General features: G+C 62.2%; 15 protein-coding genes and 1 pseudogene. 12 read left to right on the plus strand and 4 right to left on the minus strand.

Going from position 1 to position 22,474, the window contains the following annotated elements:
- Nucleotides 1–8 precede the first annotated feature (8 nt).
- The 4 genes and pseudogenes from BUE92_RS15750 to BUE92_RS28930 all read left to right on the plus strand — a co-directional run.
- Entirely contained in the window at nucleotides 9–2,030 is a 2,022-nt protein-coding gene (locus BUE92_RS15750; protein WP_073524796.1) for a type VI secretion system Vgr family protein, read from the plus strand.
- Nucleotides 2,030–2,755 carry a DUF4123 domain-containing protein gene (locus BUE92_RS15755; protein WP_073524797.1) on the plus strand — a complete coding sequence of 242 codons (726 nt, stop codon included), beginning with the start codon at nucleotides 2,030–2,032 and terminating at the stop codon, nucleotides 2,753–2,755. Before BUE92_RS15750 ends, BUE92_RS15755 begins: the two co-directional genes overlap by 1 nt.
- Nucleotides 2,756–2,851: 96 nt before the next feature.
- Nucleotides 2,852–3,688, plus strand: coding sequence for a 23S rRNA (adenine(2030)-N(6))-methyltransferase RlmJ (locus tag BUE92_RS15760; RefSeq protein ID WP_032893901.1), 837 nt, complete (start codon nucleotides 2,852–2,854; stop codon nucleotides 3,686–3,688).
- Between the two features lie 18 nt (nucleotides 3,689–3,706).
- Nucleotides 3,707–3,793 (plus strand): annotated as a pseudogene (locus BUE92_RS28930) (outer membrane lipoprotein carrier protein LolA); the annotation flags it as partial.
- Nucleotides 3,794–3,803: 10 nt separating this feature from the next.
- Here BUE92_RS28930 and msrA read toward each other — a convergent pair.
- The 4 genes from msrA to aceE all read right to left on the minus strand — a co-directional run bounded on the left by msrA (nucleotide 3,804) and on the right by aceE (nucleotide 11,914).
- Nucleotides 3,804–4,451: a peptide-methionine (S)-S-oxide reductase MsrA gene (gene msrA, locus BUE92_RS15765; RefSeq protein WP_073524798.1), complete on the minus strand. Its 648-nt coding sequence runs from the start codon at nucleotides 4,449–4,451 to the stop codon at nucleotides 3,804–3,806.
- Between the two features lie 72 nt (nucleotides 4,452–4,523).
- Nucleotides 4,524–7,217, minus strand: coding sequence for a putative bifunctional diguanylate cyclase/phosphodiesterase (locus BUE92_RS15770; protein WP_073524799.1), 2,694 nt, complete (start codon nucleotides 7,215–7,217; stop codon nucleotides 4,524–4,526).
- A 393-nt stretch (nucleotides 7,218–7,610) separates the two neighbouring features.
- Nucleotides 7,611–9,257 (minus strand): dihydrolipoyllysine-residue acetyltransferase, encoded by a 1,647-nt coding sequence (gene aceF / locus BUE92_RS15780; protein WP_073524803.1) that lies wholly within the window; start codon nucleotides 9,255–9,257, stop codon nucleotides 7,611–7,613.
- Between the two features lie 11 nt (nucleotides 9,258–9,268).
- Nucleotides 9,269–11,914, minus strand: a complete 2,646-nt coding sequence (gene aceE, locus BUE92_RS15785) for a pyruvate dehydrogenase (acetyl-transferring), homodimeric type (RefSeq protein WP_073524806.1) — start codon at nucleotides 11,912–11,914, stop codon at nucleotides 9,269–9,271.
- A gap of 383 nt (nucleotides 11,915–12,297) precedes the next feature.
- On the opposite strand from aceE, the gene glnE reads away from it, so the two are divergent.
- The 8 genes from glnE (at nucleotide 12,298) to BUE92_RS15825 (ending at nucleotide 22,389) form a co-directional block, all read left to right on the plus strand.
- Complete coding sequence (gene glnE / locus BUE92_RS15790) at nucleotides 12,298–15,237, plus strand: bifunctional [glutamate--ammonia ligase]-adenylyl-L-tyrosine phosphorylase/[glutamate--ammonia-ligase] adenylyltransferase (RefSeq protein ID WP_073524809.1); 2,940 nt, start codon at nucleotides 12,298–12,300, stop codon at nucleotides 15,235–15,237.
- A gap of 193 nt (nucleotides 15,238–15,430) precedes the next feature.
- Nucleotides 15,431–16,465 (plus strand): lipopolysaccharide heptosyltransferase II, encoded by a 1,035-nt coding sequence (waaF, locus tag BUE92_RS15795; RefSeq protein ID WP_073524811.1) that lies wholly within the window; start codon nucleotides 15,431–15,433, stop codon nucleotides 16,463–16,465.
- A 1-nt stretch (nucleotide 16,466) separates the two neighbouring features.
- Nucleotides 16,467–17,528, plus strand: a complete 1,062-nt coding sequence (waaC, locus tag BUE92_RS15800) for a lipopolysaccharide heptosyltransferase I (RefSeq protein ID WP_073524814.1) — start codon at nucleotides 16,467–16,469, stop codon at nucleotides 17,526–17,528.
- Complete coding sequence (locus BUE92_RS15805) at nucleotides 17,528–18,652, plus strand: glycosyltransferase family 4 protein (RefSeq protein ID WP_073524815.1); 1,125 nt, start codon at nucleotides 17,528–17,530, stop codon at nucleotides 18,650–18,652. The genes waaC and BUE92_RS15805 overlap by 1 nt, the downstream gene beginning before the upstream one ends.
- Complete coding sequence (rfaP, locus tag BUE92_RS15810) at nucleotides 18,649–19,455, plus strand: lipopolysaccharide core heptose(I) kinase RfaP (RefSeq protein ID WP_073524816.1); 807 nt, start codon at nucleotides 18,649–18,651, stop codon at nucleotides 19,453–19,455. Before BUE92_RS15805 ends, rfaP begins: the two co-directional genes overlap by 4 nt.
- Nucleotides 19,455–20,189, plus strand: coding sequence for a lipopolysaccharide kinase InaA family protein (locus BUE92_RS15815; RefSeq protein WP_073524817.1), 735 nt, complete (start codon nucleotides 19,455–19,457; stop codon nucleotides 20,187–20,189). Before rfaP ends, BUE92_RS15815 begins: the two co-directional genes overlap by 1 nt.
- Nucleotides 20,186–20,938, plus strand: coding sequence for a lipopolysaccharide kinase InaA family protein (locus BUE92_RS15820; protein ID WP_073524818.1), 753 nt, complete (start codon nucleotides 20,186–20,188; stop codon nucleotides 20,936–20,938). Before BUE92_RS15815 ends, BUE92_RS15820 begins: the two co-directional genes overlap by 4 nt.
- Nucleotides 20,938–22,389 (plus strand): lipopolysaccharide kinase InaA family protein, encoded by a 1,452-nt coding sequence (locus BUE92_RS15825; RefSeq protein WP_073524819.1) that lies wholly within the window; start codon nucleotides 20,938–20,940, stop codon nucleotides 22,387–22,389. The genes BUE92_RS15820 and BUE92_RS15825 overlap by 1 nt, the downstream gene beginning before the upstream one ends.
- Nucleotides 22,390–22,474: the final 85 nt, after the last annotated feature.

The following is a 22,474-nucleotide window of genomic DNA, read 5'->3' on the forward strand; positions in this document are numbered from 1 at the left end:
AACACCGGATGTTCGCTCCTGCCAACCAACCTGCATTTACCCTGGCCCTGGACGGGGCGCCCAGTGATTTCGAGGTGTTCGCGTTCGACGGCACCGAGGCCATCAGCCAGCCCTATCGATTTGAACTCGAGCTGGTCTGCGAGCAGCCGGATATCGACCTGGAGGGCTTGCTGCATCGCCCGGTGTACTTGGGTTTCGACGATCAGGGGCATGGCGTTCATGGCCTGGTTTATCGGGTCGCCCAGGGCGACTCGGGCCGGCGCCTGACGCGCTACCAGCTCAGCCTTGCGCCGCATCTGGCGTACCTGGCGCACAGCAGTCACCAGCGTATTTTCCAGCATAAGACGGTGCCGCAGATTGTTGCCCAAGTGCTGGCCGGGCAGGGGATTCACAGTGACCGCTTCGAGTTCCGGTTGAGCGGTGATTACCCTGAGCGTGAATATTGCGTGCAGTTCGGCGAGAGCGACCTGGCGTTCATCCAGCGCCTGTGTGCCGAGCTGGGTATTCACTATCACTTCCAGCATTCCCCCGAAGGGCACCTGCTGGTGTTTGGCGATGACCAGACCGTATTTGCCCAGGCTGATCAGCCCACGCCGTACCGGCCTGGCTCGGGAATGGTCGCCGCTACCCCTGCGATCAAGCGCTTCACCTTGCAATTGGCGACCTGCACCACGGCGTTGAATCTTCGCGATTACGACTTTCGCAAACCCCATGTCGAGCTGCAAAGCGCAGCCGTCAACGAGTCATTGCCCAAGCTTGAAGCACAACACTACCCCGGCAACTTTTCCGAGCGAGCCCATGGCAGATACCTCGCCCAGCGTGGCCTGGAGCGGCACCGCAGCGACTATCGCAGTGCCTATGGCCAGGGCGATGAGCTGGCGTTGGCCAGTGGCCGGTTTTTGCAGTTGCGCGAGCACCCCCGTGAGGACTGGAATGACCTGTGGCTGGTGACGCAGGTGCGCCATGAAGGCAAACAGCCCCAGGTGCTGGAGGAGGCGGTCACCGAGGAAGACGGTGGGGAGCTGCGCCAGGGGTATCGCAACGCATTTGTCGCCGCGCCATGGGATGCGGTGTTTCGTCCGCCCTTGCCAGAGCAGCCGCGCCCGATGGTATCGGGGTATCAGAACGCGGTGGTTACCGGCCCGGTTGACAGTGAGATCCACTGTGACGAGTACGGTCGGGTCAAGGTGCAACTGGCCTGGGATCGTGTCGGTGAGCACAACGACCATTCCAGTTGCTGGCTGCGGGTAGCCAGTGGCTGGGCCCATGACCGTTATGGTGTGGTGCTGATCCCCCGGGTCGGTATGGAGGTGCTGGTGGGGTTCGTCAATGGTGATATGGACATGCCGCTGGTGGTGGGGTGCCTGCCCAACGCCGCCACGCCAGTACCCCTCGACCTGCCAGCGGACAAGACCCGCAGTCTCTGGCGTAGCCAGAGCAGCCCTGGCGGTGGTGGCTACAACGAACTGCGTATCGAGGACCGCAAGGGCTCAGAGGAAATCTACCTGCGCGCCCAGCGGGACTGGACCCAGCATGTATTGCACGACCAGCAGGTACAGGTCGATAACCAGCGTCGCGTGCAGGTGGGCGGCGAGTCGCGCCATGAGTTGCAGGGCGAAGAGCAGCGCATCACCCACGGTAACCGTTTGACGCAGCTCAAGCAGGATGATCATCTGGTGGTCGGCGGTTCGCAGCATATGCGTGCCGGGCAAACCATTACGCTGGGGGCCGGGCAAAGCATCATCATTGATGCGGGTGCCAGCGTGACGATCCAGGCGGGTGGGCAGTCGATCACGTTGTCAGCGGGCGGGATATTCAGCAGTGTGCCGATCCAGCTCGGCAGCGCGCCTGCCCCGACGCCGGCGCCGTTAATGCCTGGGTTGAAAGAGACTTTATTGACGGTGGTTCCCGCGCCGTTAAGCCGTGCGCAAGTGGTCAGCTTGAAACGCAGCGCGCCGTTCTGCGAAGAATGCGAGCGCTGCAAGAACGGCCAGTGCGACATCGTCGCCCATGCACGGAGTGCATCCTGATGCCTGAACCCTCGACGCCCTACGCTTGGCTGGCGCACTACCCGCTGCAGCCTGATGAACACCTGTACGCCGTGCTGGGCAATGCCAGCGACGCCAAGCCGCTCGCCGCCTGGCAAGCCACGGCCGCTGCAAAGATGCCGCGACCGATCTGGGCGGGCACGGCCTACGCTGACTGGGATGAGGTCATGCCCTACGTTGGCGTCGTCGAGCCGAGCAGTGTCTTTCTCGATTGGATAGCCACTACCCAAGGGGTGAATTGGGGCTGGCTGGCGGTCTCATCCAGTCCGCTGGAGGTGGTGATCGCGCATTTGAAGGGTTTGACCCAGGTGTACCTGCCGGAAAGCCAACCGGTGTTTTTGCGCTTTTGGGACGGTGCGCACCTTTTGCCGATCCTGCAATCATTAGGCGACGAGGCCGCGGGCGTGTTGCCGGTGTTCCAGCGCTACTTGATCAACGGCCAGCCGTTGTCGGTGGCCCCCAAACCAGTCACTGCGGCCCCAACCAGCCCCTGGTGGCAGGTACCGGCATCGTTGCTGGCGGCTATGGCGCAGCAGTCACCACAGGTGCTGGTCGACAACCTGCTGCAATGGCTCCAGGAGCAGCGCCCTGAACTCTATACCGCGTTTACGCCCGCGACCTTGCAGCACAAGGTCATCTATTTCGCACGCGGGCCGCAAATCAGCCATGGGGCATTGGCTGATTACCTTGCCTGGCAACTAAGTTGAACCCTGGTGATAGCGTGACATCCGTGCCGCCCGCCATGCGGCCCTGCACCTTTGCACCGGTAGAAGGTAAACTTCGCCCCCTGCGCAGGAGCAACCATGAATTATCGTCACGCCTTTCACGCCGGCAACCATGCCGATGTCTTCAAACACCTGACCCTGACCCGCCTCATCGCCCTGATGTCGCGCAAGGAACAGCCGTTCGCCTACCTCGACACTCACGCAGGCATTGGCTTGTACGACTTGCAGGGCGACCAGGCCAACCGCACCGGTGAGTACCTGGAAGGCATCGCCCGCCTGTGGGGCGCAAGCGACCTGCCGCCGCTTACCGCCGACTACATGCGCGTGCTGCACGAGATGAACCCGGATGGCCAGTTGCGCTACTACCCGGGCTCGCCGGAACTGGCGCGCCGCCTCACGCGGCCCCAGGACCGTGTACTGCTCAACGAGAAGCACCCCGAAGATGGTGTGCTGCTCAAGGACAACATGAAGGGTGATCGCCGCGTCAAAGTGCACCTGGGCGAAGGCTGGCACGTGCCACGGGCCTTGCTGCCGGTGCCGGAAAAGCGCGCGCTGATGCTGATCGACCCGCCGTTTGAAAAACTCGACGAAATGCAGCGTTGCGCGGCATCCCTCAAGGAAGCCGTCAGCCGTATGCGCCAGACGGTGGCGGCGATCTGGTACCCGGTGAAAGACCAGCGCATGTTGCGCCGTTTCTACCAGGACCTGGCCGGTACCGGTGCGCCGAAGCTGCTGCGTGTGGAGTTGCTGGTGCATCCTCTGGACACGCCCAATACCCTCACCGGCTCGGGCCTGGCGATTGCCAACCCGCCGTGGGGCTTGGAAGAAGAACTGCGGGAGTTGCTGCCGTGGTTGTCCAAGCAACTGGGCCAGACCCAGGGTGGGTGGCAGATGGATTGGCTCATCGCCGAATAAGCAACTGTAGGAGCGAGCTTGCTCGCGAAAATCGTTAACGATAACGCGGGAAACCTGACGCCCTGCGGCGCTCTCAGGTTTTTCGCGAGCAAGCTCGCTCCTACAGAGGTCGGCGTCAGATCGGGCAGGTCACGCCAGTGCCGCCGATCCCGCAGTAACCCTGCGGATTCTTCGCCAGGTACTGCTGGTGATACGCCTCGGCGAAGTACACCGTCGGGGCCTCTTCGATTTCCGTGGTGATCTCACCCAGGCCGGCCTTGCTCAGCTCTTGCTGATAAGCCTCGGCACTGGCTTTGGCCGCCGCCAGTTGCTCCGGCGTGGTGGCGTAGATCACCGAACGGTATTGGCTGCCGATGTCGTTGCCCTGGCGCATGCCCTGGGTCGGGTTGTGCAGTTCCCAGAACATCTTCAGCAGGTCTTCGTATTTCACCTTGGCCTGGTCATACACTACCAGCACCACTTCGCTATGGCCGGTCAGGCCCGAGCAGACTTCTTCATAAGTGGGGTTGGGGGTAAAGCCGCCAGCGTAGCCGACCACCGTGCTGACCACGCCGTCGTGCTGCCAGAACTTGCGTTCTGCGCCCCAGAAGCAGCCAAGGCCGAAGATCGCAAAGCCGACGTCATCCAGGAACGGGCCCAGCAGTGGGTTGCCGTTGACGAAGTGCGTCTCGGGCAACTTCATCGGGGTTTCACGACCAGGCAACGCTTGTTCTTGAGTAGGCAGCACGTTTTTGTTCACCAGAATTTCCGAGCGCAAGACCATGATCAGTCCTCTCGTCAGGTTGAGTAACAGTAAATTGTCAGACAGCCAGTGTGCCCGAGTGTTACAGCGCTGTCAGGCGATTGGCCCGCGCGGGTAGCGTTTAAGCCTCTGCATCAGCTCGGCACCCGGGATCGGGCGGTCGAACAGGTAGCCCTGGCCCACGTCGCAACGGTGCCGGCGCAGGAACGCCAACTGCTCAGCGGTCTCGATGCCTTCGGCCACGACCTTGAGCTTGAGGTTGTGGGCCATGGCGATCACCGCCGAGGTGATTTCCATGTCGTCCTGGTTGTCCGGGATTTCGTGGATAAAGCTGCGATCAATCTTAATGATGTCGATGGGGAATTTTTTCAAGTAGCTCAGCGACGAGTAACCGGTGCCGAAGTCGTCCATGGCCAGGGTCAGGCCGAAGCTTTTCAACTGGTCCAGTTGCAGGCGGGTGTCTTCGGTGGCTTCCAGCAGCAAGCCTTCGGTCAGCTCCAGCTCCAGCAGGTTGGCCGGCAGCTGTTCCTCCTTGAGGATGGTGGCAATCGAGGCCACCAGGTCCGGGTCGGAGAATTGCTTGGGCGACAGGTTGATGGCCACCTGCAAGTTGCCCAGGCCTGCGGCCGTCAATTGCCGGCTCATGCGGCAAGCCTGGCGCGCGATCCATTTGCCGATGGGGATGATCAGCCCGGTCTCTTCAGCCACGCTGATGAACTGGTCGGGACGGATCATGCCTTTTTCCGGGTGGTTCCAGCGCAACAGTGCTTCCATGCCCAGCAAGCGGCCGCTGCGCAGGCATAGCTTGGGCTGGTAGAACACATCCAGCTCGTTCTGGGTCAGGGCACGGCGCAGGTTGTTTTCCACGAACAGCTTGTAGCTGGCTTCGGCATTCAGCGCTTCGGTAAACACTTGCACCTGGTGCTTGCCGTTGGCCTTGGCCTTGTGAAGGGCCAGCCCCGCGTTGCGCATCAGGGTCTGCGGGTCGCGGCCGTGCAGCGGCGCGCAGGCCAGGCCCACGGAGCCGGTGACGCTGATCAACTGGTTGTCGACGAACATCGGTTTGTCGAGGGTGGTCAGCAACTGGCTGGCCACCTGCTGGCCGGTTTCCAGGTCGGTATCATCCAACAGCACCGCGAATTCGTTACTGGCAAAGCGTGCCAGGCTGCCGCCGCTGCTCAAGCTGTTGCGCAGACGGCGGGCCAGGCTGATCAGCAGCTTGTCGCCGGTCTGGTGGCCGAGGCTGTCGTTGATGCGTTTGAAGTTGTCGATGTCCACCAACAGCAGGCTGATCGGGCTGTCGCTGTCGCGGGCAAAGCGCTCGTCGAGGTTGCGAATGAACGCCGGGCGATTGCCCAGGTTGGTCAGGTTGTCGGTGTAGGCCAGGCGTTCGATGCGCTGCTGCGCCAGCTTGGTCTGGGTGATGTCTTCGTAGATACCGATGTAGTGGGTCAGCTCGCGGTTGTCGCCATACACCTTGGAAATCGACAGCTGGCCCCAGTAGGGTTCCAGGTTCTTGCGGCGGCTCTTGAACTCGCCTTGCCAGCTGTTGCTTTTGGCCAGGGCCGAAGGCGCGTCGAACAGCAATTCGCTGAGGTTCTCCAGGGCTGGCAGTTGGGCCAGGCGATGGCCGTGGACTTCTTCGGCGCTGTACTGGGTGATCGCGGTGAAGCTGGGGTTGACGTACTCCACCACGCCGTCGCAATTGACCAGCAAGAACGCGTTGGCGCTTTGCTCCACGGCGCGCTGGAACAGGTGCAGGGCGCTGGTGGCGGTGCGGCGGTTGTGGTTGTTGATGACCTGGGCGAACTGGTCTGCCAGCTCGCCGGCGAACGCGATCTCATCGGACTGCCAGGCGCGCGGGCTGCCACCTTGCTCCAGGCACAGCACGCCGACGACCTGGCCGTCGACACGGATGCTGGCGTCGAGCATCGCGTGGATGTCCTTGGCGCGCAGGCTTTCGGCCATTTCCCGGGTGCGTGGGTCGCGCAGGGCGTGGGTTGCGTCGATGGCGCGGCTGGAATGCAGGGCTTCCAGGTAATCGGGGAAGCCACTGGCGTCGATGGCTTCGGGCAGGTGGTGTTGTTGGTCGGCGCGCTGATAGGCGGAGATCGGTACCAGGTGATGGCCTTCGAGGTTCCAGATGCTGGCGCAGTCGATCTGGTAGATATCGCAGGCGCTGCGCGTGATCAGTTCTGCCGCTTCTTGCAGAGAGTTGGGCGTGGTGTAGCGTTGGCGCGCCAGCAGCAGGATCAATTCCTGCTGGGCACGTACCCGCTCCAGGTGTTGCAACTGTTCCTGCTGCGCTCGCTGGTTGAGTTCCAGAGCGATTTGCAGGCGGCTGTTCTGGTTTTCCAGGTCGACGGTCGGGGCGGGCGCGCTGGTCTCGCTGAACAGCCCCTCGACCACCATCAGGTAGCCGCGCACCAGGTGGCGGTTATGTTGTTTGTAGGCCTCGCCCATCTCCAGCACGCTCAGCGGGCCGTCATGGGTGTGCAGGTTGTAGCGCACCAGATAATGGGGGCTGTGGGCCAGTTGTTGCTGGATCGCATCGTGCAACTGGTAGCGCGCCTGGGGTTCCATCAGGCTGGCGTAGGGCGTGCCGATCAAGGCGCAGAGTTCAACCGCCGGCAGGCCGAACTGGCGTTCGCAATTGGGATCGAGGTAGAGCAGGGCCCAGCTTGCCTCATTAAGCCGCTCGAAACGCAGCATACCGAGGCGCGAAGGCACCGGTAATTGCGTCACTACCTCGGCCGCCATACGGGCGACATCGGGTTGGCTTTTCATGGGGAAACTCGCTTGGGAAAATGCGCACTGCGCTGGGCTCACGCCCTCTTGGCTGTCGACTGTGGCAAGGTTGCATCATGCAGCACGCAGTGACAAGAGAGGATGAAGGCTAAGTGCTATAAGCCTGTTATCGGCCGCGCGAGGGATTTCTGTAGTTGAGGTGATCGATGGTTTACGTCGGTCTTCTGTAGGAGCGAGCTTGCTCGCGAAGGTCGTCAACGATGACGCAGGTCTTCTGGTTAAGCGCGGCGCCCTGACGTTTTTCGCGAGCAAGCTCGCTCCTACAAAAAACAGGCAAAAAAAGCCCCGCCAATTGGCGGGGTTGAGGTACGAGCGTGGCGCTCGGAAATCGGTGCGGCGAGGGCCTTCCCGGTGAAAGGAAGGCCCTGCGGCTTACAGCAGGATGGTGCGGATGTCGTTCAGCAACTGGCTCAGGCGCTGGGTGAAGCGCGCAGCCGCGGCGCCGTTGATCACGCGGTGATCGTAGGACAGCGACAGTGGCAGCATCAGCTTGGGTTGGAACGCTTTACCGTCCCACACAGGCTGGATGGTGGCCTTGGACACCCCCAGGATCGCCACTTCCGGCGCGTTGACGATTGGCGTGAAGCCAGTGCCGCCAATGTGGCCGAGGCTGGAGATGGTGAAGCAGGCGCCCTGCATGTCGTCCGGGGTGAGCTTCTTGTCGCGGGCCTTGGCAGCCAGCGCAGCCGCTTCTCCAGCGAGCTGCAGCAGGCTCTTCTGGTCGACGTTCTTGATGACCGGTACCAGCAGGCCATCCGGGGTGTCGACCGCAAAGCCGATATTCACGTACTTCTTGCGAATGATCGCCTTGCCGCTTGGCGCCAGCGAGCTGTTGAAGTCCGGCAGTTCCTTGAGCAGGTGTGCACAGGCCTTGAGCAGCAGTGGCAGCACGGTCAGCTTCACGCCGGCCTTCTCGGCCACGGCTTTCTGCGCAACGCGGAACGCTTCCAGGTCGGTGATATCGGCCTGGTCGAATTGAGTCACGTGCGGGATGTTCAGCCAGCTGGCGTGCAGGCCTGCCGCGCCGATTTGCATCAGGCGGGTCATCGGCACTTCTTCGATTTCGCCGAAACGGCTGAAATCCACGGTACGGATCGGCGGAATGCCCGAACCACCGGTAGCGCCGCCGACAGCCGGCGCTTCCTTGGCTTTTTGCATCATGGCTTTGACGTAAGCCTGCACGTCTTCTTTCAGCACGCGACCATGGGGGCCGCTGGCCGCGACGGCGCTCAGCTCGACGCCGAATTCACGGGCCAACTGACGCACGGCTGGGCCGGCGTGAACCTTGGCACCGCTCAGCGCAGGTGCGGCAGCAGCAGGGGCTGGAGCCGCCTCGGCTTTTGCAGCAGGTGCCGGGGCAGCAGCGGCCGGAGTGGCTTCAGCCTTGGCGGCCGGAGCTGCAGCCGGTGCTGGAGCGGCTGCCGGGGCAGCGCCTTGTACTTTGAGCTTGAGGATGAAGTCACCGGTGCCGACTTCGTCTTCCAGCTTGACCGCAATGCTTTCCACCACGCCGGCAGCCGGCGAAGGGATTTCCATGGAGGCCTTGTCGGACTCCAGGGTGATCAGCGACTGGTCGGCTTCGACGGTGTCGCCGACCTTGACCAGCAGCTCGATGATCTTGGCCTTGCCCGACGAGCCGATGTCCGGGACGTGAATGTCCTGGACGGTCGCGGCGGCAGGTGCGGCTGCCGGGGCTGGAGCAGCCTCGGCAGCGGCAGGCTTTTGAGCAGCAGGTGCAGGTGCAGCGGCGGCCGGAGCCGCGGCCGCAGGAGCTGCATCAGCAGCGCCTTCGATTTCCAGCTCCAGCAGTTCGTCGCCTTCTTTCAGGCGGTCGCCCAGCTTCACTTTCAGGCTCTTGACCACGCCGGCCTTGGGAGCAGGGATTTCCATGCTCGCCTTGTCCGACTCCAGGGTCAGGATGCTCTGGTCGGCTTCGACGGTGTCGCCGACCTTCACAAACAGCTCGATTACTTCACCTTCACCGCTGCCGATGTCAGGTACGCGAATGAGTTCGCTCACAAAAAGTCTCCTCAGCAGTCCAGTGGGTTGCGTTTTTCCGGGTTGATCCCGAACTTGACGATAGCGTCAGCCACCACCTTGGGTTCGATCTCACCACGGTCAGCCAAGGCTTCCAGGGCTGCCAACACCACGAAGTGACGGTCGACTTCGAAGAAGTGACGCAGCTTCTTGCGGCTGTCACTGCGGCCGAAACCATCGGTGCCCAGGACTTTGAATTCCTTGGACGGGACCCACTGGCGAATTTGTTCAGCAAACAGTTTCATGTAGTCGGTAGAGGCAATGACTGGACCCTTGCGGCCGGCCAGGCACTCTTCGACGTAGCTCTTGGCTGGCTTCTGGCCAGGGTGCAGACGGTTGCTGCGCTCTACGGCCAGGCCGTCGCGGCGCAGTTCGTTGAAGCTGGTAACGCTCCATACGTCGGCACCGACGTTGAACTCGTCGCGCAGGATCTTCGCTGCTTCACGCACTTCGCGCAGGATGGTGCCGGAGCCCATCAGCTGTACGTGATGCGCCGCTTCCTTGGTGTCTTCTTCGAGCAGGTACATGCCCTTGATGATGCCTTCTTCCACACCGGCCGGCATGGCTGGCTGCTGGTAGGACTCGTTCATCACGGTGATATAGTAGAAAACGTCCTGCTGCTCTTCGGTCATCTTCTTCATGCCGTCCTGGATGATCACCGCCAGCTCATAGCCGTAGGTTGGATCAAAGGTGCGGCAGTTCGGGATGGTGGCAGCCAGGATGTGGCTGTGACCGTCTTCGTGTTGCAGGCCTTCGCCGTTCAGCGTGGTGCGGCCGGCGGTGCCGCCGATCAGGAAGCCACGGGTGCGGCTGTCGCCAGCGGCCCAGGCCAGGTCGCCGATACGCTGGAAGCCGAACATCGAGTAGAAGATGTAGAACGGCAGCATTGGCTGGTTGTGGCTGGAGTACGAAGTACCGGCAGCGATGAAGGAGCTCATGGCGCCTGCTTCGTTGATGCCTTCTTCGAGGATCTGGCCCTTCTTGTCTTCCTTGTAGAACATCACCTGGTCTTTATCGACTGGCTCGTAGAGCTGGCCGACAGAGGAGTAGATGCCCAACTGACGGAACATGCCTTCCATACCGAAGGTACGGGCTTCGTCCGGGATGATCGGAACGATGCGTGGGCCGATTTCCTTGTCCTTGACCAGTTGCGCCAGAATACGCACGAAAGCCATGGTGGTGGAGATTTCACGGTCGCCCGAGCCGTCAAGGATAGCCTTGAGGGTGCTCAGGTCTGGCGTCGGTACGCTGAAGCTGTTGGCGCGGCGCTGTGGCACGAAGCCGCCCAGTGCGGTGCGACGCTCGCTCAGGTAGCGGGCTTCGGCGCTGTTTGGCTCCGGCTTGAAGAACGGCAGGTTCTCCAGCTCTTCGTCCTTGACCGGGATGTCGAAGCGGTCGCGGAACAACTTCAGGCTGTCGACATCGACTTTCTTGGTGTTGTGCGCGGTGTTCTTCGCTTCGCCGGCACCGGTGCCATAACCCTTGATGGTCTTGGCCAGGATGACGGTGGGTTGTTCTTTGTGGTTGACCGCTTCGTGGTACGCCGCGTAGACCTTGTACGGGTCGTGGCCGCCACGGTTGAGCTTCCAGATCTCGTCGTCGGACAGGTCGGCAACCATCGCCTTGAGTTCAGGCGTGTTGAAGAAGTGCTCGCGAACGAACGCGCCGTCTTTGGCCTTGTAGTTCTGGTACTCGCCGTCGATGACTTCGTCCATGCGACGTTGCAGGATACCGTCGACGTCCTTGGCCAGCAGTGGGTCCCAGAAACGGCCCCAGATGACTTTGGTCACGTTCCACTGAGCACCACGGAACACGCCTTCGAGTTCCTGGATGATCTTGCCGTTGCCGCGAACCGGGCCGTCGAGGCGCTGCAGGTTGCAGTTGATGACGAAGATCAGGTTGTCGAGCTTCTCGCGGCCGGCCAGGGAGATGGCGCCCAGGGATTCCGGCTCGTCGCACTCGCCGTCGCCCAGGAAGCACCAGACTTTCTGCTTGCCTTCAGGAATGAAGCCACGGGCTTCCAGGTACTTCATGAAACGTGCCTGGTAGATCGCCTGGATCGGGCCCAGACCCATGGAAACGGTCGGGAACTGCCAGAAATCAGGCATCAGCCAAGGGTGGGGGTAGGACGACAGGCCCTGACCGTCGACTTCCTGGCGGAAGTTGTTCATCTGTTCTTCGCTGATGCGACCTTCCATGAACGCGCGGGCGTAGACGCCTGGCGAGGTGTGGCCCTGGAAGTAGATCAGGTCGCCGCCGTGTTCGTCGGTCGGGGCCTGGAAGAAGTAGTTGAAGCCGATGTCATACAGGGTTGCGCTGGAAGCGAAGCTGGAGATGTGACCGCCCAGGTCCGAATCTTTCAAGTTCGTGCGCATTACCATCGCCATGGCGTTCCAACGTACCAGCGAGCGAATGCGGCGTTCCATGAACAGGTCGCCAGGCATGCGTGCTTCGTGGGTAACGGGGATGGTGTTGCGGTATGGCGTAGTGATGGCGTAAGGGAGTTGCGAGCCGCTGCGGGTCGCGAGTTCGCCCATACGGGTCATCAGGTAGTGAGCACGGTCTTCGCCTTCTTTGTCGAGAACCGATTCCAGGGCGTCCAGCCATTCCTGGGTTTCGACGGGATCGAGGTCTTGCATGGCTTGCTCCAGGGCGGAAAGGCTACCAGAATCGGTTGCCTGAAGTTTGCGACTGGCCTTGTGGGCAGACGACATAAATTCTTGGATGGCCGAAGGTTGCTTCGGCGTCCTGTAGTTTTACTACAAATCGTCGGCCATTTCAGCCTTTCGAATGTATATACGAGTAGTAAAACTACACAAGACTGAGCGTATGGCTCGGTCTTGCTGGTGAGCATAATCGTTATTGTTGGTCTATTGCGAACAAGAAAAGGTGAAGCTTTGATGTTGCCTGCCAAGATTAATTTAATTTCAGCTATTTCTAACCTTTGTTCGACAGTCCTTCACCGAGCATGGCTCTTGCCTTCACAACTACACGCCATTTACACGCCGATCAAGGATAGACCATGAGCCTTCCAACGCTGGCCGAACTGCCGGCCATTCTGTTGCCTTACGCCAGCCGGGCCGAGCAGTCATTTCGTGACGCGGTGGCCGCGCTGGATGACGATCATGGCCTTTCTGCGTGGACGCCGCAACGGTGGGCCGACTTCGCCCGCGTGTGCGCCGCCAGTGATTTTGTCATTGAACAGAGTGTTCGTGACCCTTTGATGTTGCTGGAGCTGGTGGCCTGGGGCGAGCTGGACCGCGGTTTTGCGCCCGGCGAGCTATGCAGTCAGATAGCCGGTGCCGTGCAACAGGCCGAAACAGAAGATGAACTGGGCCGTGTGCTGCGCCGCCAACGCACGCGCCAGCAGGTGCGCATCATCTGGCGCGACCTCACACGCCAGGCCGACCTGGTGCAAACCTGTCGCGATCTGTCCGACATGGCTGACGCCTGCATCGACCAGGCCTATCAATGGCTGTACCAGCGCCACTGCGCCCAGTTCGGCACGCCGACCGGCGCACGCAGCGGCGAGGCACAGCACATGGTCATCCTCGGCATGGGCAAGCTCGGTGCGGTGGAACTGAACCTGTCGTCGGATATCGACCTGATCTTCGCCTACCCCGAAGGCGGCGAGACGGTGGGGGTGAAGCGCGCCCTGGATAATCAGGAGTTCTTTATTCGCCTGGGTCAAAAACTGATCAAGGCCCTGGACCCGATGACCGTCGATGGTTTTGTCTTTCGCGTCGACATGCGCCTGCGTCCCTACGGTTCGGCCGGCGCCCTGGTGCTCAGCTTCAACGCGCTGGAGCAGTACTACCAGGACCAGGGCCGGGACTGGGAGCGCTACGCCATGATCAAGGCGCGGGTGGTGGCCGGCGACCAGGTGGCTGGCGCGCAACTGCTCGACATGCTGCGCCCGTTTGTCTATCGCCGTTATCTGGACTTCTCGGCCATCGAAGCGCTGCGCACCATGAAGCAGCTGATCCAGCAGGAAGTGCGGCGCAAGGGCATGGCCGACAATATCAAGCTGGGCGCGGGCGGCATTCGTGAAGTGGAATTTATCGCCCAGGCGTTCCAGCTGATCCATGGCGGCCGCGACCTCAGCCTGCAGCAACGCCCGTTGTTGAACGTGCTGGGCACGCTGGAAGGCCAGGGTTATTTGCCCGCGGCGGTGATCAGCGAGCTGCGTAGCGGTTACGAGTTCCTGCGCTACACCGAACATGCGATCCAGGCGATTGCCGACCGCCAGACGCAAATGCTGCCGGACAGCCCCGAAGATCAGGCGCGCATTGCCTTTATGCTGGGCTTCAGTGACTGGGCCGCGTTTCACGAGCGCCTGATGTACTGGCGTGGCCGTGTGGACTGGCACTTTCGTCAAGTGATTGCCGACCCTGATGAAGAAGAGGGCGAAGAAAGCGAATTGGTGGTCGGTGGTGAATGGCTGCCGCTGTGGGAGGAGTCCCAGGATGACGACGCCGCGTGCCGCCAGCTGAGTGAAGGCGGTTTCACCGATGCCCCCAAGGCTCTCAAGGCCTTGGCCAGCCTGCGCGCCAGCCCGCAGTTGCGCGCCATGCAGCGCCTTGGGCGTGAGCGCCTGGATGCGTTTATCCCGCGCCTGCTGGCCCAGGCCGTTGAACATGCCAACCCTGACCTGGTGATGGAACGCGTGTTGCCGCTGGTGGAAGCCGTGGCCCGACGTTCGGCCTACCTGGTGCTGCTGACCGAGAACCCCGACGCCCTGCGTCGCCTGCTCACATTGTGCGCGGCCAGCCCGTGGATCGCCGAACAGATCACCCGTTTCCCGCTGTTGCTGGATGAATTGCTCAACGAAGGCCGCTTGTTCAAGCCGCCACTGGCGCCGGAACTGGCCGCGGAGTTGCGCGAGCGCCTCACGCGCATTCCTGAAGATGACCTTGAGCAACAGATGGAAGCGTTGCGCCATTTCAAACTGGCACACCGCCTGCGGGTGGCCGCTTCCGAAATCGCGGGCAGCCTGCCGTTGATGAAGGTCAGCGACTACCTCACCTGGCTGGCCGAAGCGATTCTTGAACAAGTGCTGGCCCTGGCCTGGCGCCAGACGGTCGCCCGTCACGGCTCGCCGCAGCGACTGGACGGCACCCTGTGCGATCCTGGGTTCATCATTGTCGGTTATGGGAAAGTCGGCGGCATCGAACTGGGGCATGGTTCGGACCTGGACCTGGTGTTTATCCATGACGGCGACCCCCAGGCCGAGACGGACGGTGCCAAGCCGATCGATGGCGCGCAATTCTTTACACGCCTGGGTCAGCGCATCATTCACCTGCTGACCACCCAGACCAACTCCGGCCAGCTGTATGAAGTGGACATGCGCCTGCGACCTTCAGGCGCATCCGGCTTGTTGGTGAGTTCCCTGGGTGCGTTTGATCGCTATCAACAAAATGAAGCCTGGACCTGGGAACATCAGGCCCTGATCCGCGCGCGGGTGCTGGTGGGCAGCCAGGATGTGGGCCAGGCGTTCGAGCAGGTACGGGCTAACGTGTTGGGGCGTGAACGGGACTTGGAGAAGCTGCGCCAGGAGGTCAGCGAGATGCGTGCCAAAATGCGTGACAACCTGGGCACCAAGGCCACGACGGCCGGCAGAGGCGCCAATGCCTTCGAGGCCACGGCGCTGTTCGACCTCAAGCAGGACGCCGGAGGTATCGTCGATATTGAATTTATGGTGCAATACGCGGCTTTGGCGTGGTCTGCGCAACATCCATCGTTGCTGCGCTACACCGACAATATCCGCATTCTTGAGGGCCTGGAGCAGGTCGGGCTGATGCCCGCCGCCGATGCCCATTTGCTGCGTGAAGTGTACAAGGCCTACCGCTCAGCCGCGCACCGCCAGGCTTTGCAGAACGAGGCCGGCACGGTAGCCGGAGACCAGTTCGCCGACGAGCGGCGACAGGTGATGCGAATCTGGCAAGCGCTGGGCTTAAATTAATTGGGTGACGCCCATCGAATGTGGAATTGGGCTCTATGTGGGAGCGGGCTTGCTCGCGAAACAGGCGCCGCGGGCTGTCTGGCAGACCGCGGTGATGCTTTCGCGAGCAAGCCCGCTCCCACACAAAGCGTGATCTACAGTAATTATCGAGGCGGGGAGGCATAGGCCTCCCCGCATCGTTTGTGGAAACTACATGAATATTCTGATCGTTGGGCCCAGTTGGGTCGGTGACATGGTGATGGCACAGACACTGTTTCAGTGCCTGCGCCTGCGCTATCCAGACTGCCAGATCGACGTGCTCGCCCCTGAGTGGAGCCGGCCGATCCTTGAGCGCATGCCCGAGGTGCGCAAGGCCTTGAGCTTCCCGCTCGGCCACGGCGCCCTGGAGTTGGCGACCCGCCGCCGCATCGGCAAGTCCATGGCCGGCCAGTACGACCAGGCGATCCTGCTGCCTAACTCGCTGAAGTCGGCGCTGGTGCCGTATTTTGCCGGTATCCCCAAGCGCACAGGCTGGCGCGGCGAGTTTCGCTATGTGCTGCTCAATGACGTACGCACCCTGGATAAAGCCCGTTACCCGTTGATGATCGAACGCTTTATGGCCTTGGCCTACGAGCCGGGCGCGCAATTGCCCATGCCGTACCCGCGCCCCAGCTTGCAGATCGACCCGATAACCCGCGACGCGGCGCTGGCCAAGTTCGGCCTCACTCTGGATCGGCCCGTATTGGCCTTGTGCCCGGGCGCCGAGTTTGGCGAGTCTAAGCGCTGGCCGTCGGAGCATTACGCCAAAGTTGCCGAGACGAAGATCCGCGAAGGCTGGCAGGTGTGGTTGTTCGGCTCCAAGAACGATCATTCGGTGGGTGAAGACATTCGCCAGCGCCTGATCCCCGGCCTGCGTGAAGAGGCGGTGAACCTCAGTGGCGACACGTCCCTGGCCGAGGCCATCGACCTGTTGTCGTGCGCCGACTCGGTGGTGTCCAACGACTCCGGCCTGATGCATGTGGCGGCGGCGCTGAACCGTCCGCTGGTGGCCGTGTACGGCTCCACATCTCCAGGCTTCACTCCGCCGTTGGCCGACAAGGTCGAAGTGGTACGCCTGGGCCTGGATTGCAGCCCGTGCTTTGACCGTACCTGCCGTTTCGGCCACTACAACTGCCTGCGCCAATTGCTGCCCCAGCCGGTAACCGATGCCTTGCAGCGTTTGCAGGGCGACGTGGTCGAGGTTCACTGAGTTGCGGGTTCTGGTAATCAAGACCTCATCCCTGGGCGACGTGATCCATGCCTTGCCGGCCCTCACCGACGCAGCGCGGGCGATTCCCGGCATTCGGTTCGACTGGGTGGTGGAAGAAGGCTTTGCCGAAATCCCGACCTGGCACCCGGCGGTCGACAAGGTGATCCCGGTGGCGATTCGCCGCTGGCGCAAAAACCTCTGGCAAACCGTCAAGAGCGGTGAATGGCGGCGTTTCAAGCAGGCGGTGCAGTCGACCAAATATGACCTGGTGATCGACGCCCAGGGCTTGCTCAAAAGCGCCTGGCTGACCCGCTATGTGCGGGCGCCCATCGCCGGCTTCGACAAAGATTCTGCGCGTGAACCTATGGCTGCGCGCTTTTATTCGCGGCGCCTGGCCGTGGCCCGTGGGCAGCATGCGGTGGAGCGTTTGCGCCAGCTGTTCGCCGTGGCGCTGGGCTACGACCTGCCCCAACGGCTGGGCGACTACGGCCTGAGCGTTGAAAAGCTGCTCGGCCTGCCGCCGAAAAAACCGTTCGTATTGCTGCTGCATGGCACCACTTGGGACACCAAGCACTGGCCCGAAGCCTATTGGCGCGAACTGGCCGAACGCATGGGGCGCCTGGGCGTGGACGTAAAGCTGCCGTGGGGTAACGCCGCCGAAAAGGCGCGGGCCGAGCGCCTGGCCCTGGGCCTGCCCAACGCCGAAGTGTTGCCCAAGCTCAACCTGGCGGGCGTGGCCCGTGTCTTGGCGAGCGCCCGTGCCTGCGTGGCCGTCGACACCGGCCTTGGCCACTTGGCGGCGGCGCTGGACGTGCCGACCATTTCCCTGTTCGGCCCTACCAACCCAGGCCTCACCGGTGCCTACGGCAAAGGCCAGATCCACTTGGCCAGCGACTGGCCATGTGCGCCCTGCCTGCAAAAACAATGCACGTATCAACCCACTGCCGACGACCTGCGGCGGTTCGACATCACACGCGAGTCGCCCCTGTGCTTCACGCGCCTGAACCCTGAGCGTGTCGCAAGCCGGCTGAGCACGTTGTTACTGGCCGAGGAGCAGCACTGATGCAACTGGCTTTTGTTCTGTACAAGTACTTCCCTTTCGGTGGCCTGCAGCGCGACTTCATGCGCATCGCCCTGGAATGCCAGCAGCGCGGCCACAGCATTCGGGTGTACACCCTGATCTGGGAAGGTGATATCCCGCCAGGCTTTGAGGTGCTGGTGGCGCCGGTCAAGGCCTTGGTCAACCACCGCCGCAACGAAAAGCTCTACGCCTGGATCCAGGCCGACCTGGCCAAGCGCCCGGTGGACCGCGTGGTGGGGTTCAACAAGATGCCGGGGCTGGACCTGTACTTTGCCGCCGACGGTGTGTTCGAGGACAAGGCCCAGACCCTGCGCAACCCGATGTATCGCTGGTTTGGACGCTACAAGCACTTTGCCGAATACGAGCGCGCCGTGTTCGATAAAAACGCCAAGACGCAGATCATGGTGTTGTCCGAGCATCAGCAGCGGCTTTTCAGCCAGTATTACGGCACCCAGGCCGAGCGTTTCCACCTGTTGCCACCGGGTATCGCCCGCGACCGCCGCGCCCCGCCGAACGCCGCCGAAATCCGTGCCGAGTTCCGCGCTGAATTCGGCTTGGCTGAAGATGATCTGCTGTTGGTGCAGATCGGTTCGGGGTTCAAGACCAAGGGCGTCGACCGCAGCCTCAAGGCGCTGGCCGCACTGCCTTCGCGGCTGAAGAAACGCACCCGGCTATTTGTAATCGGCCAGGACGACCCCAAAGTATTCCAATTGCAGAGCGCGGCGCTGGGCCTGGGCGACCAGGTGCAGTTCTTCAAGGGCCGCAACGATATTCCGCGTTTCCTGCTGGGGGCGGACCTGTTGATTCACCCCGCGTACAACGAGGCGGCCGGCATGGTGCTGGTCGAAGCGGTGGTCGCCGGCCTCCCGGTACTGGTGAGCCAGGTGTGCGGCTATGCGTTCTACATCGACAAGGCCCAGAGCGGCCGGGTGTTGGACGAGCCGTTCGAGCAAACCCAGCTCAACCAGTATCTGGTCGATATGCTCGACGACCCACAAGCGCGTGCGACCTGGAGTCGCAATGGTCTGGCCTTCGCCGAGACGGCCGACCTCTTTAGCATGCCGCAGTACGCTGCGGACCTGATTCTGGCGGAGCCAAACCGATGAAGTTGATTCTAGCCGAACCCTTCAAGACCCTCTGGGCCGGACGCGATGCGTTCGCCGAGGTCGAGAAGCTGGAAGGCCAGGTGTTCCGCGAGCTGGCCGCTCGCCGTACGTTGCGTACGGTGGTCGAGGGCCAGCCTTATTTTGTGAAGATTCACCGTGGGATCGGCTGGGGCGAAATCCTCAAGAACCTGGTTACTGCCAAATTGCCGGTGCTGGGTGCGGGCCAGGAGTGGGTGGCGATCCAGCGCTTGCAGGCGCTTGGCGTACCGACCATGACCGCCGTGGCGTTCGGTGAAAAAGGCAGCAACCCGGCCGACCAGCACTCGTTCATCATCACCCAGGAACTGACCCCCATCGTCAGCCTGGAAGACCTGACCCTGGACTGGGTCAAGCAGCCGCCCGTGCCGGCCATCAAGCATGCCTTGACCCTTGAGCTGGCGCGTACCGTCGGCGCGATGCACCGCGGCGGTGTCAACCACCGTGACTGCTACCTCTGCCATTTCCTGCTGCACACCGACCGGCCCATCAGCGTCGACAGCCTCAAGCTGTCGGTAATCGACCTGCACCGTGCCCAGGTGCGTGCGACGATCCCCGTGCGCTGGCGCAACAAAGACCTGGCCGGCCTGTATTACTCCGCGTTGGAGATCGGCTTGACCCAGCGCGACAAGCTGCGTTTTCTCAAGGCCTACTTCCAGCAGCCGCTGCGCCAGATCCTGGCGGAGCAAACCGCGTTGTTATCTGCGCTGGAACGCATGGCAGCAAAGCTGTATGCGCGTAAACAACGATACGGGGATGCGATCTGATGGCGGGTTGGAATCTGGAACCTGCCTACGCCGCCCTGGCGGATGACTTTGGAAGCCTGGACGCGGTGTTCGCCCTGCAAGGCGAGCGGCTGACCCGCGACCCGTTGTCGGAAGTGATTCGGGTGGAGCGTGGCGGGGTCAATTATTACGTCAAGCGCTACGTAGGTGCCGGCAAGGGCCTGCGCCGTTACCTGGGCCGGCCGCGGGTGAAATCCGAATGGCAGAACCTCAAGCGCTTCGCCAAGTGGGGCATCCCCACCGCCGACGTGGTGGCCTGGGGCCTGGACCGCAAGGGTATGGCCTATAACCGTGGCGCCATGATCACCCGTGAATTGCCCAGGACCGAAGATCTGTCGGTGCTGGCCGAGCGTCACGATGAGCGCCTCAAAGACCCCCGGTGGGTCGATGGCATCAGCCGTCAGCTGGCCGAATACACGCGCACCATGCACGATCACCGCTTTACCCATAACGACTTGAAGTGGCGCAACCTGCTGGTGGACGACCAGCGCACCCTGTACCTGATCGACTGCCCCAACGGTGATTTCTGGCGCGGTTTCTGGCTCAAGTACCGCATCACCAAGGACCTGGCCTGCCTGGACAAAGTCGCCAAGTATCACTTGTCGGCCACCCAGCGCCTGCGCTTCTACCTGCAATATCGCCAGCGCGCGCACCTGACCGCGTCGGACAAACAGCGAATTCGCCATGTGGTGAAGTTTTTCGAGGGGCGCGAATGAGTGACTTCCTGGCGGCCGAAGACCGCGCTCTGCTTGAGCGCAACGGCCTGGCGACCTTCGACGCCCTGTGGGCCAAGCAACTGGATGCGGTAGACGAGCCGAACACCAGCGGCGACGGTTGGAGCAGCGTGTATCGCCTGGAGCTTGAGGGGCAGGGTTACTACCTCAAGCGCCAGAGCAACTACCTCACGCGCACCCTGCATCGGCCGTTTGGCGAGCCCAGTTTTGCCCGCGAGTTTCGCAACATCAGTCTGTATCGAAAGCTCGGCATCCCGGCCCTGCAAGCGGCGTTCTTCGGTGAGCGCAAGGTCAAGGGCGAGCGCCGGGCGATGCTGCTCACACGTGCGCTGGATGGCTGGAATGACCTGGATTCGTTGTTGGAGCAGTGGGCGCAATTGAGCGCAGCCCAGCACAGTGCGATCCTGTTGGCGTGCGGCAAGCTGGCGCGTCATCTGCACAGCGTCGGGCAGGTGCATGGCTGTTTTTACCCCAAGCATATTTTCCTGCAGCCTGCCGGTGAGGGTTATGCCGCACAATTGATCGACCTGGAGAAAACCCGCCCGCTGTTGTTTGGCTGGCGTGACCGGGTCAAGGACCTGGAGCCGCTGCTGCGCCGCGCGCCGCAATGGTCGGATGCGCAGGCGCGCCAACTGCTGGCGGCGTACCTTGAGCAGCCCGAGGACAGTGCCCTGGTGTCCACTTGGCACCAGCGCCTGACCGCGCGCCGTAGCCACAAGGAGAACCGCTGATGCGTTTATCCGAGCTGAAAAAGGCCGGGCGTACCCCCAGCCTGCCACTGACCCTCGACCTGGCGGATGCCGCCGGCCCTGGGCAATTGCAATTGCTGAGCCTGCTGCGGGTGTTGCCGGGGCAGCGCTACGTGGGTGCCGCTGTGTGGCGTGGGCGCCCGGTGTTGGCCAAGTTGTTGGTGGGCAGCAAGGCGGCGCGGCATTTTCAGCGTGAGCTCACGGGTGTGCGTCTGTTGGCTGAGCAGGGCCTGACCACGCCGTTGCTGCTGGCCGATGGCTTGCAGGACGGCGAGGGTGGTTGGCTGCTGTTTGAATTTATCGAGGGGGCCCAAAGCCTGTCCGATGCTTGGCTCGCCGTCGAAAACCTGCCGCCGTTGGCGGACGAACAAACCGCTGTGCTCGCCGAAGCGCTGGGCGCGATTGCCCAGATGCATGCCAAGGGCCTATGGCAAGAAGACCTGCACCTGGACAACTTGTTGCGCAAGGACGGCAAGCTGTATTTGATCGATGGCGCCGGCATTCGTGTCGAAGAGGCGGGCAAGCCGCTGTCGCGCAATCGGGTGCTGGAGAACCTCGGTGTGTTCTTCGCCCAACTGCCGAAAAACCTCGAGCCCTTTACCGAAGAGTTGCTGGTGTATTACTTGCTGGCCAACGGCGAACACGCCTTGCCAATGCAAGCCTTGGAAAAACAGGTGCGTAAAGTCAGCGCCTGGCGCTTGAGAGACTACCTGGACAAGACCGGCCGCGAATGCACGTTGTTCAGTGTGGTGCGCGGCGCTTTTGGCTTGCGTGCGATCCGCCGCGAAGAAGAAGCCGCCATGGTGCCGGTGCTTGAGCAAGCCGATGCGTTGCTCGACCAGGGGCACCTGTACAAGACCGGTGGCGCGGCGAGCGTGGCCAAGGTCGACGTGGCCGGCCGGCCGCTGGTGATCAAGCGCTACAACATCAAGGGCTTTGCCCATTGGCTCAAGCGCTTCTGGCGCCCGAGCCGCGCCTGGCACTCCTGGCGTGAAGGCAACCGCCTGGCCTTCCTGGGCTTTGCCACACCCAAGCCGCTGGCGGTGCTGGAGAAACGGTTCCTGTGGTTGCGCAGCCGTGCCTACCTGGTCACCGAATACCTGCCGGGGCCGGACATCATCGAACGCTTTGCGCCGTATGTGGAAAGCGGCAATGCGCCCGAGAGCGAGTTGCAGGCGCTGGACCAGTTGTTTGCCGACTTGATCCGCGAGCGCATCAGCCATGGGGATTTCAAGGGCCATAACCTGTTCTGGAATGACGGGCGCTGGGCGATGATTGACCTGGATGCCATGTGCCAGCACTCATCCGCTGCCAGCTTTGCGCCGGCCTATGCCAGAGACCGTGCAAGGTTTATGCGTAACTGGCCGCAGGGCAGTGCGCTGTACCAGGTGATTGACCAGCGCTTGCCCAAAGAGGCGGGTGTCGGCAGTTAAACCTATCGCGGGCAAGCCCGCTCCCACACTTGATCTGTGAACGCGGTCAAAATGTGGGAGCGGGCTTGCCCGCGATGGCGCCCGT

Origin of the sequence: Pseudomonas fluorescens (assembly GCF_001902145.1) — a bacterium.
In the GTDB taxonomy this organism is placed as follows: domain Bacteria; phylum Pseudomonadota; class Gammaproteobacteria; order Pseudomonadales; family Pseudomonadaceae; genus Aquipseudomonas; species Aquipseudomonas fluorescens_BV.

What these genes read in the sequence shown, in the direction of transcription:
- BUE92_RS15760 (WP_032893901.1), top strand. Translation starts at nt 2,852, where the DNA reads ATGAATTATCGTCACGCCTTTCACGCCGGCAACCATGCCGATGTCTTC.
- BUE92_RS15825 (WP_073524819.1), top strand. Translation starts at nt 20,938, where the DNA reads ATGCGTTTATCCGAGCTGAAAAAGGCCGGGCGTACCCCCAGCCTGCCA.
- waaF (WP_073524811.1), top strand. Translation starts at nt 15,431, where the DNA reads ATGAATATTCTGATCGTTGGGCCCAGTTGGGTCGGTGACATGGTGATG.
- BUE92_RS15815 (WP_073524817.1), top strand. Translation starts at nt 19,455, where the DNA reads ATGGCGGGTTGGAATCTGGAACCTGCCTACGCCGCCCTGGCGGATGAC.
- rfaP (WP_073524816.1), top strand. Translation starts at nt 18,649, where the DNA reads ATGAAGTTGATTCTAGCCGAACCCTTCAAGACCCTCTGGGCCGGACGC.
- BUE92_RS15770 (WP_073524799.1), bottom strand. Translation starts at nt 7,217, where the DNA reads ATGAAAAGCCAACCCGATGTCGCCCGTATGGCGGCCGAGGTAGTGACG.
- aceE (WP_073524806.1), bottom strand. Translation starts at nt 11,914, where the DNA reads ATGCAAGACCTCGATCCCGTCGAAACCCAGGAATGGCTGGACGCCCTG.
- BUE92_RS15750 (WP_073524796.1), top strand. Translation starts at nt 9, where the DNA reads ATGTTCGCTCCTGCCAACCAACCTGCATTTACCCTGGCCCTGGACGGG.
- glnE (WP_073524809.1), top strand. Translation starts at nt 12,298, where the DNA reads ATGAGCCTTCCAACGCTGGCCGAACTGCCGGCCATTCTGTTGCCTTAC.
- msrA (WP_073524798.1), bottom strand. Translation starts at nt 4,451, where the DNA reads ATGGTCTTGCGCTCGGAAATTCTGGTGAACAAAAACGTGCTGCCTACT.
- BUE92_RS15820 (WP_073524818.1), top strand. Translation starts at nt 20,186, where the DNA reads ATGAGTGACTTCCTGGCGGCCGAAGACCGCGCTCTGCTTGAGCGCAAC.
- BUE92_RS15755 (WP_073524797.1), top strand. Translation starts at nt 2,030, where the DNA reads ATGCCTGAACCCTCGACGCCCTACGCTTGGCTGGCGCACTACCCGCTG.
- BUE92_RS15805 (WP_073524815.1), top strand. Translation starts at nt 17,528, where the DNA reads ATGCAACTGGCTTTTGTTCTGTACAAGTACTTCCCTTTCGGTGGCCTG.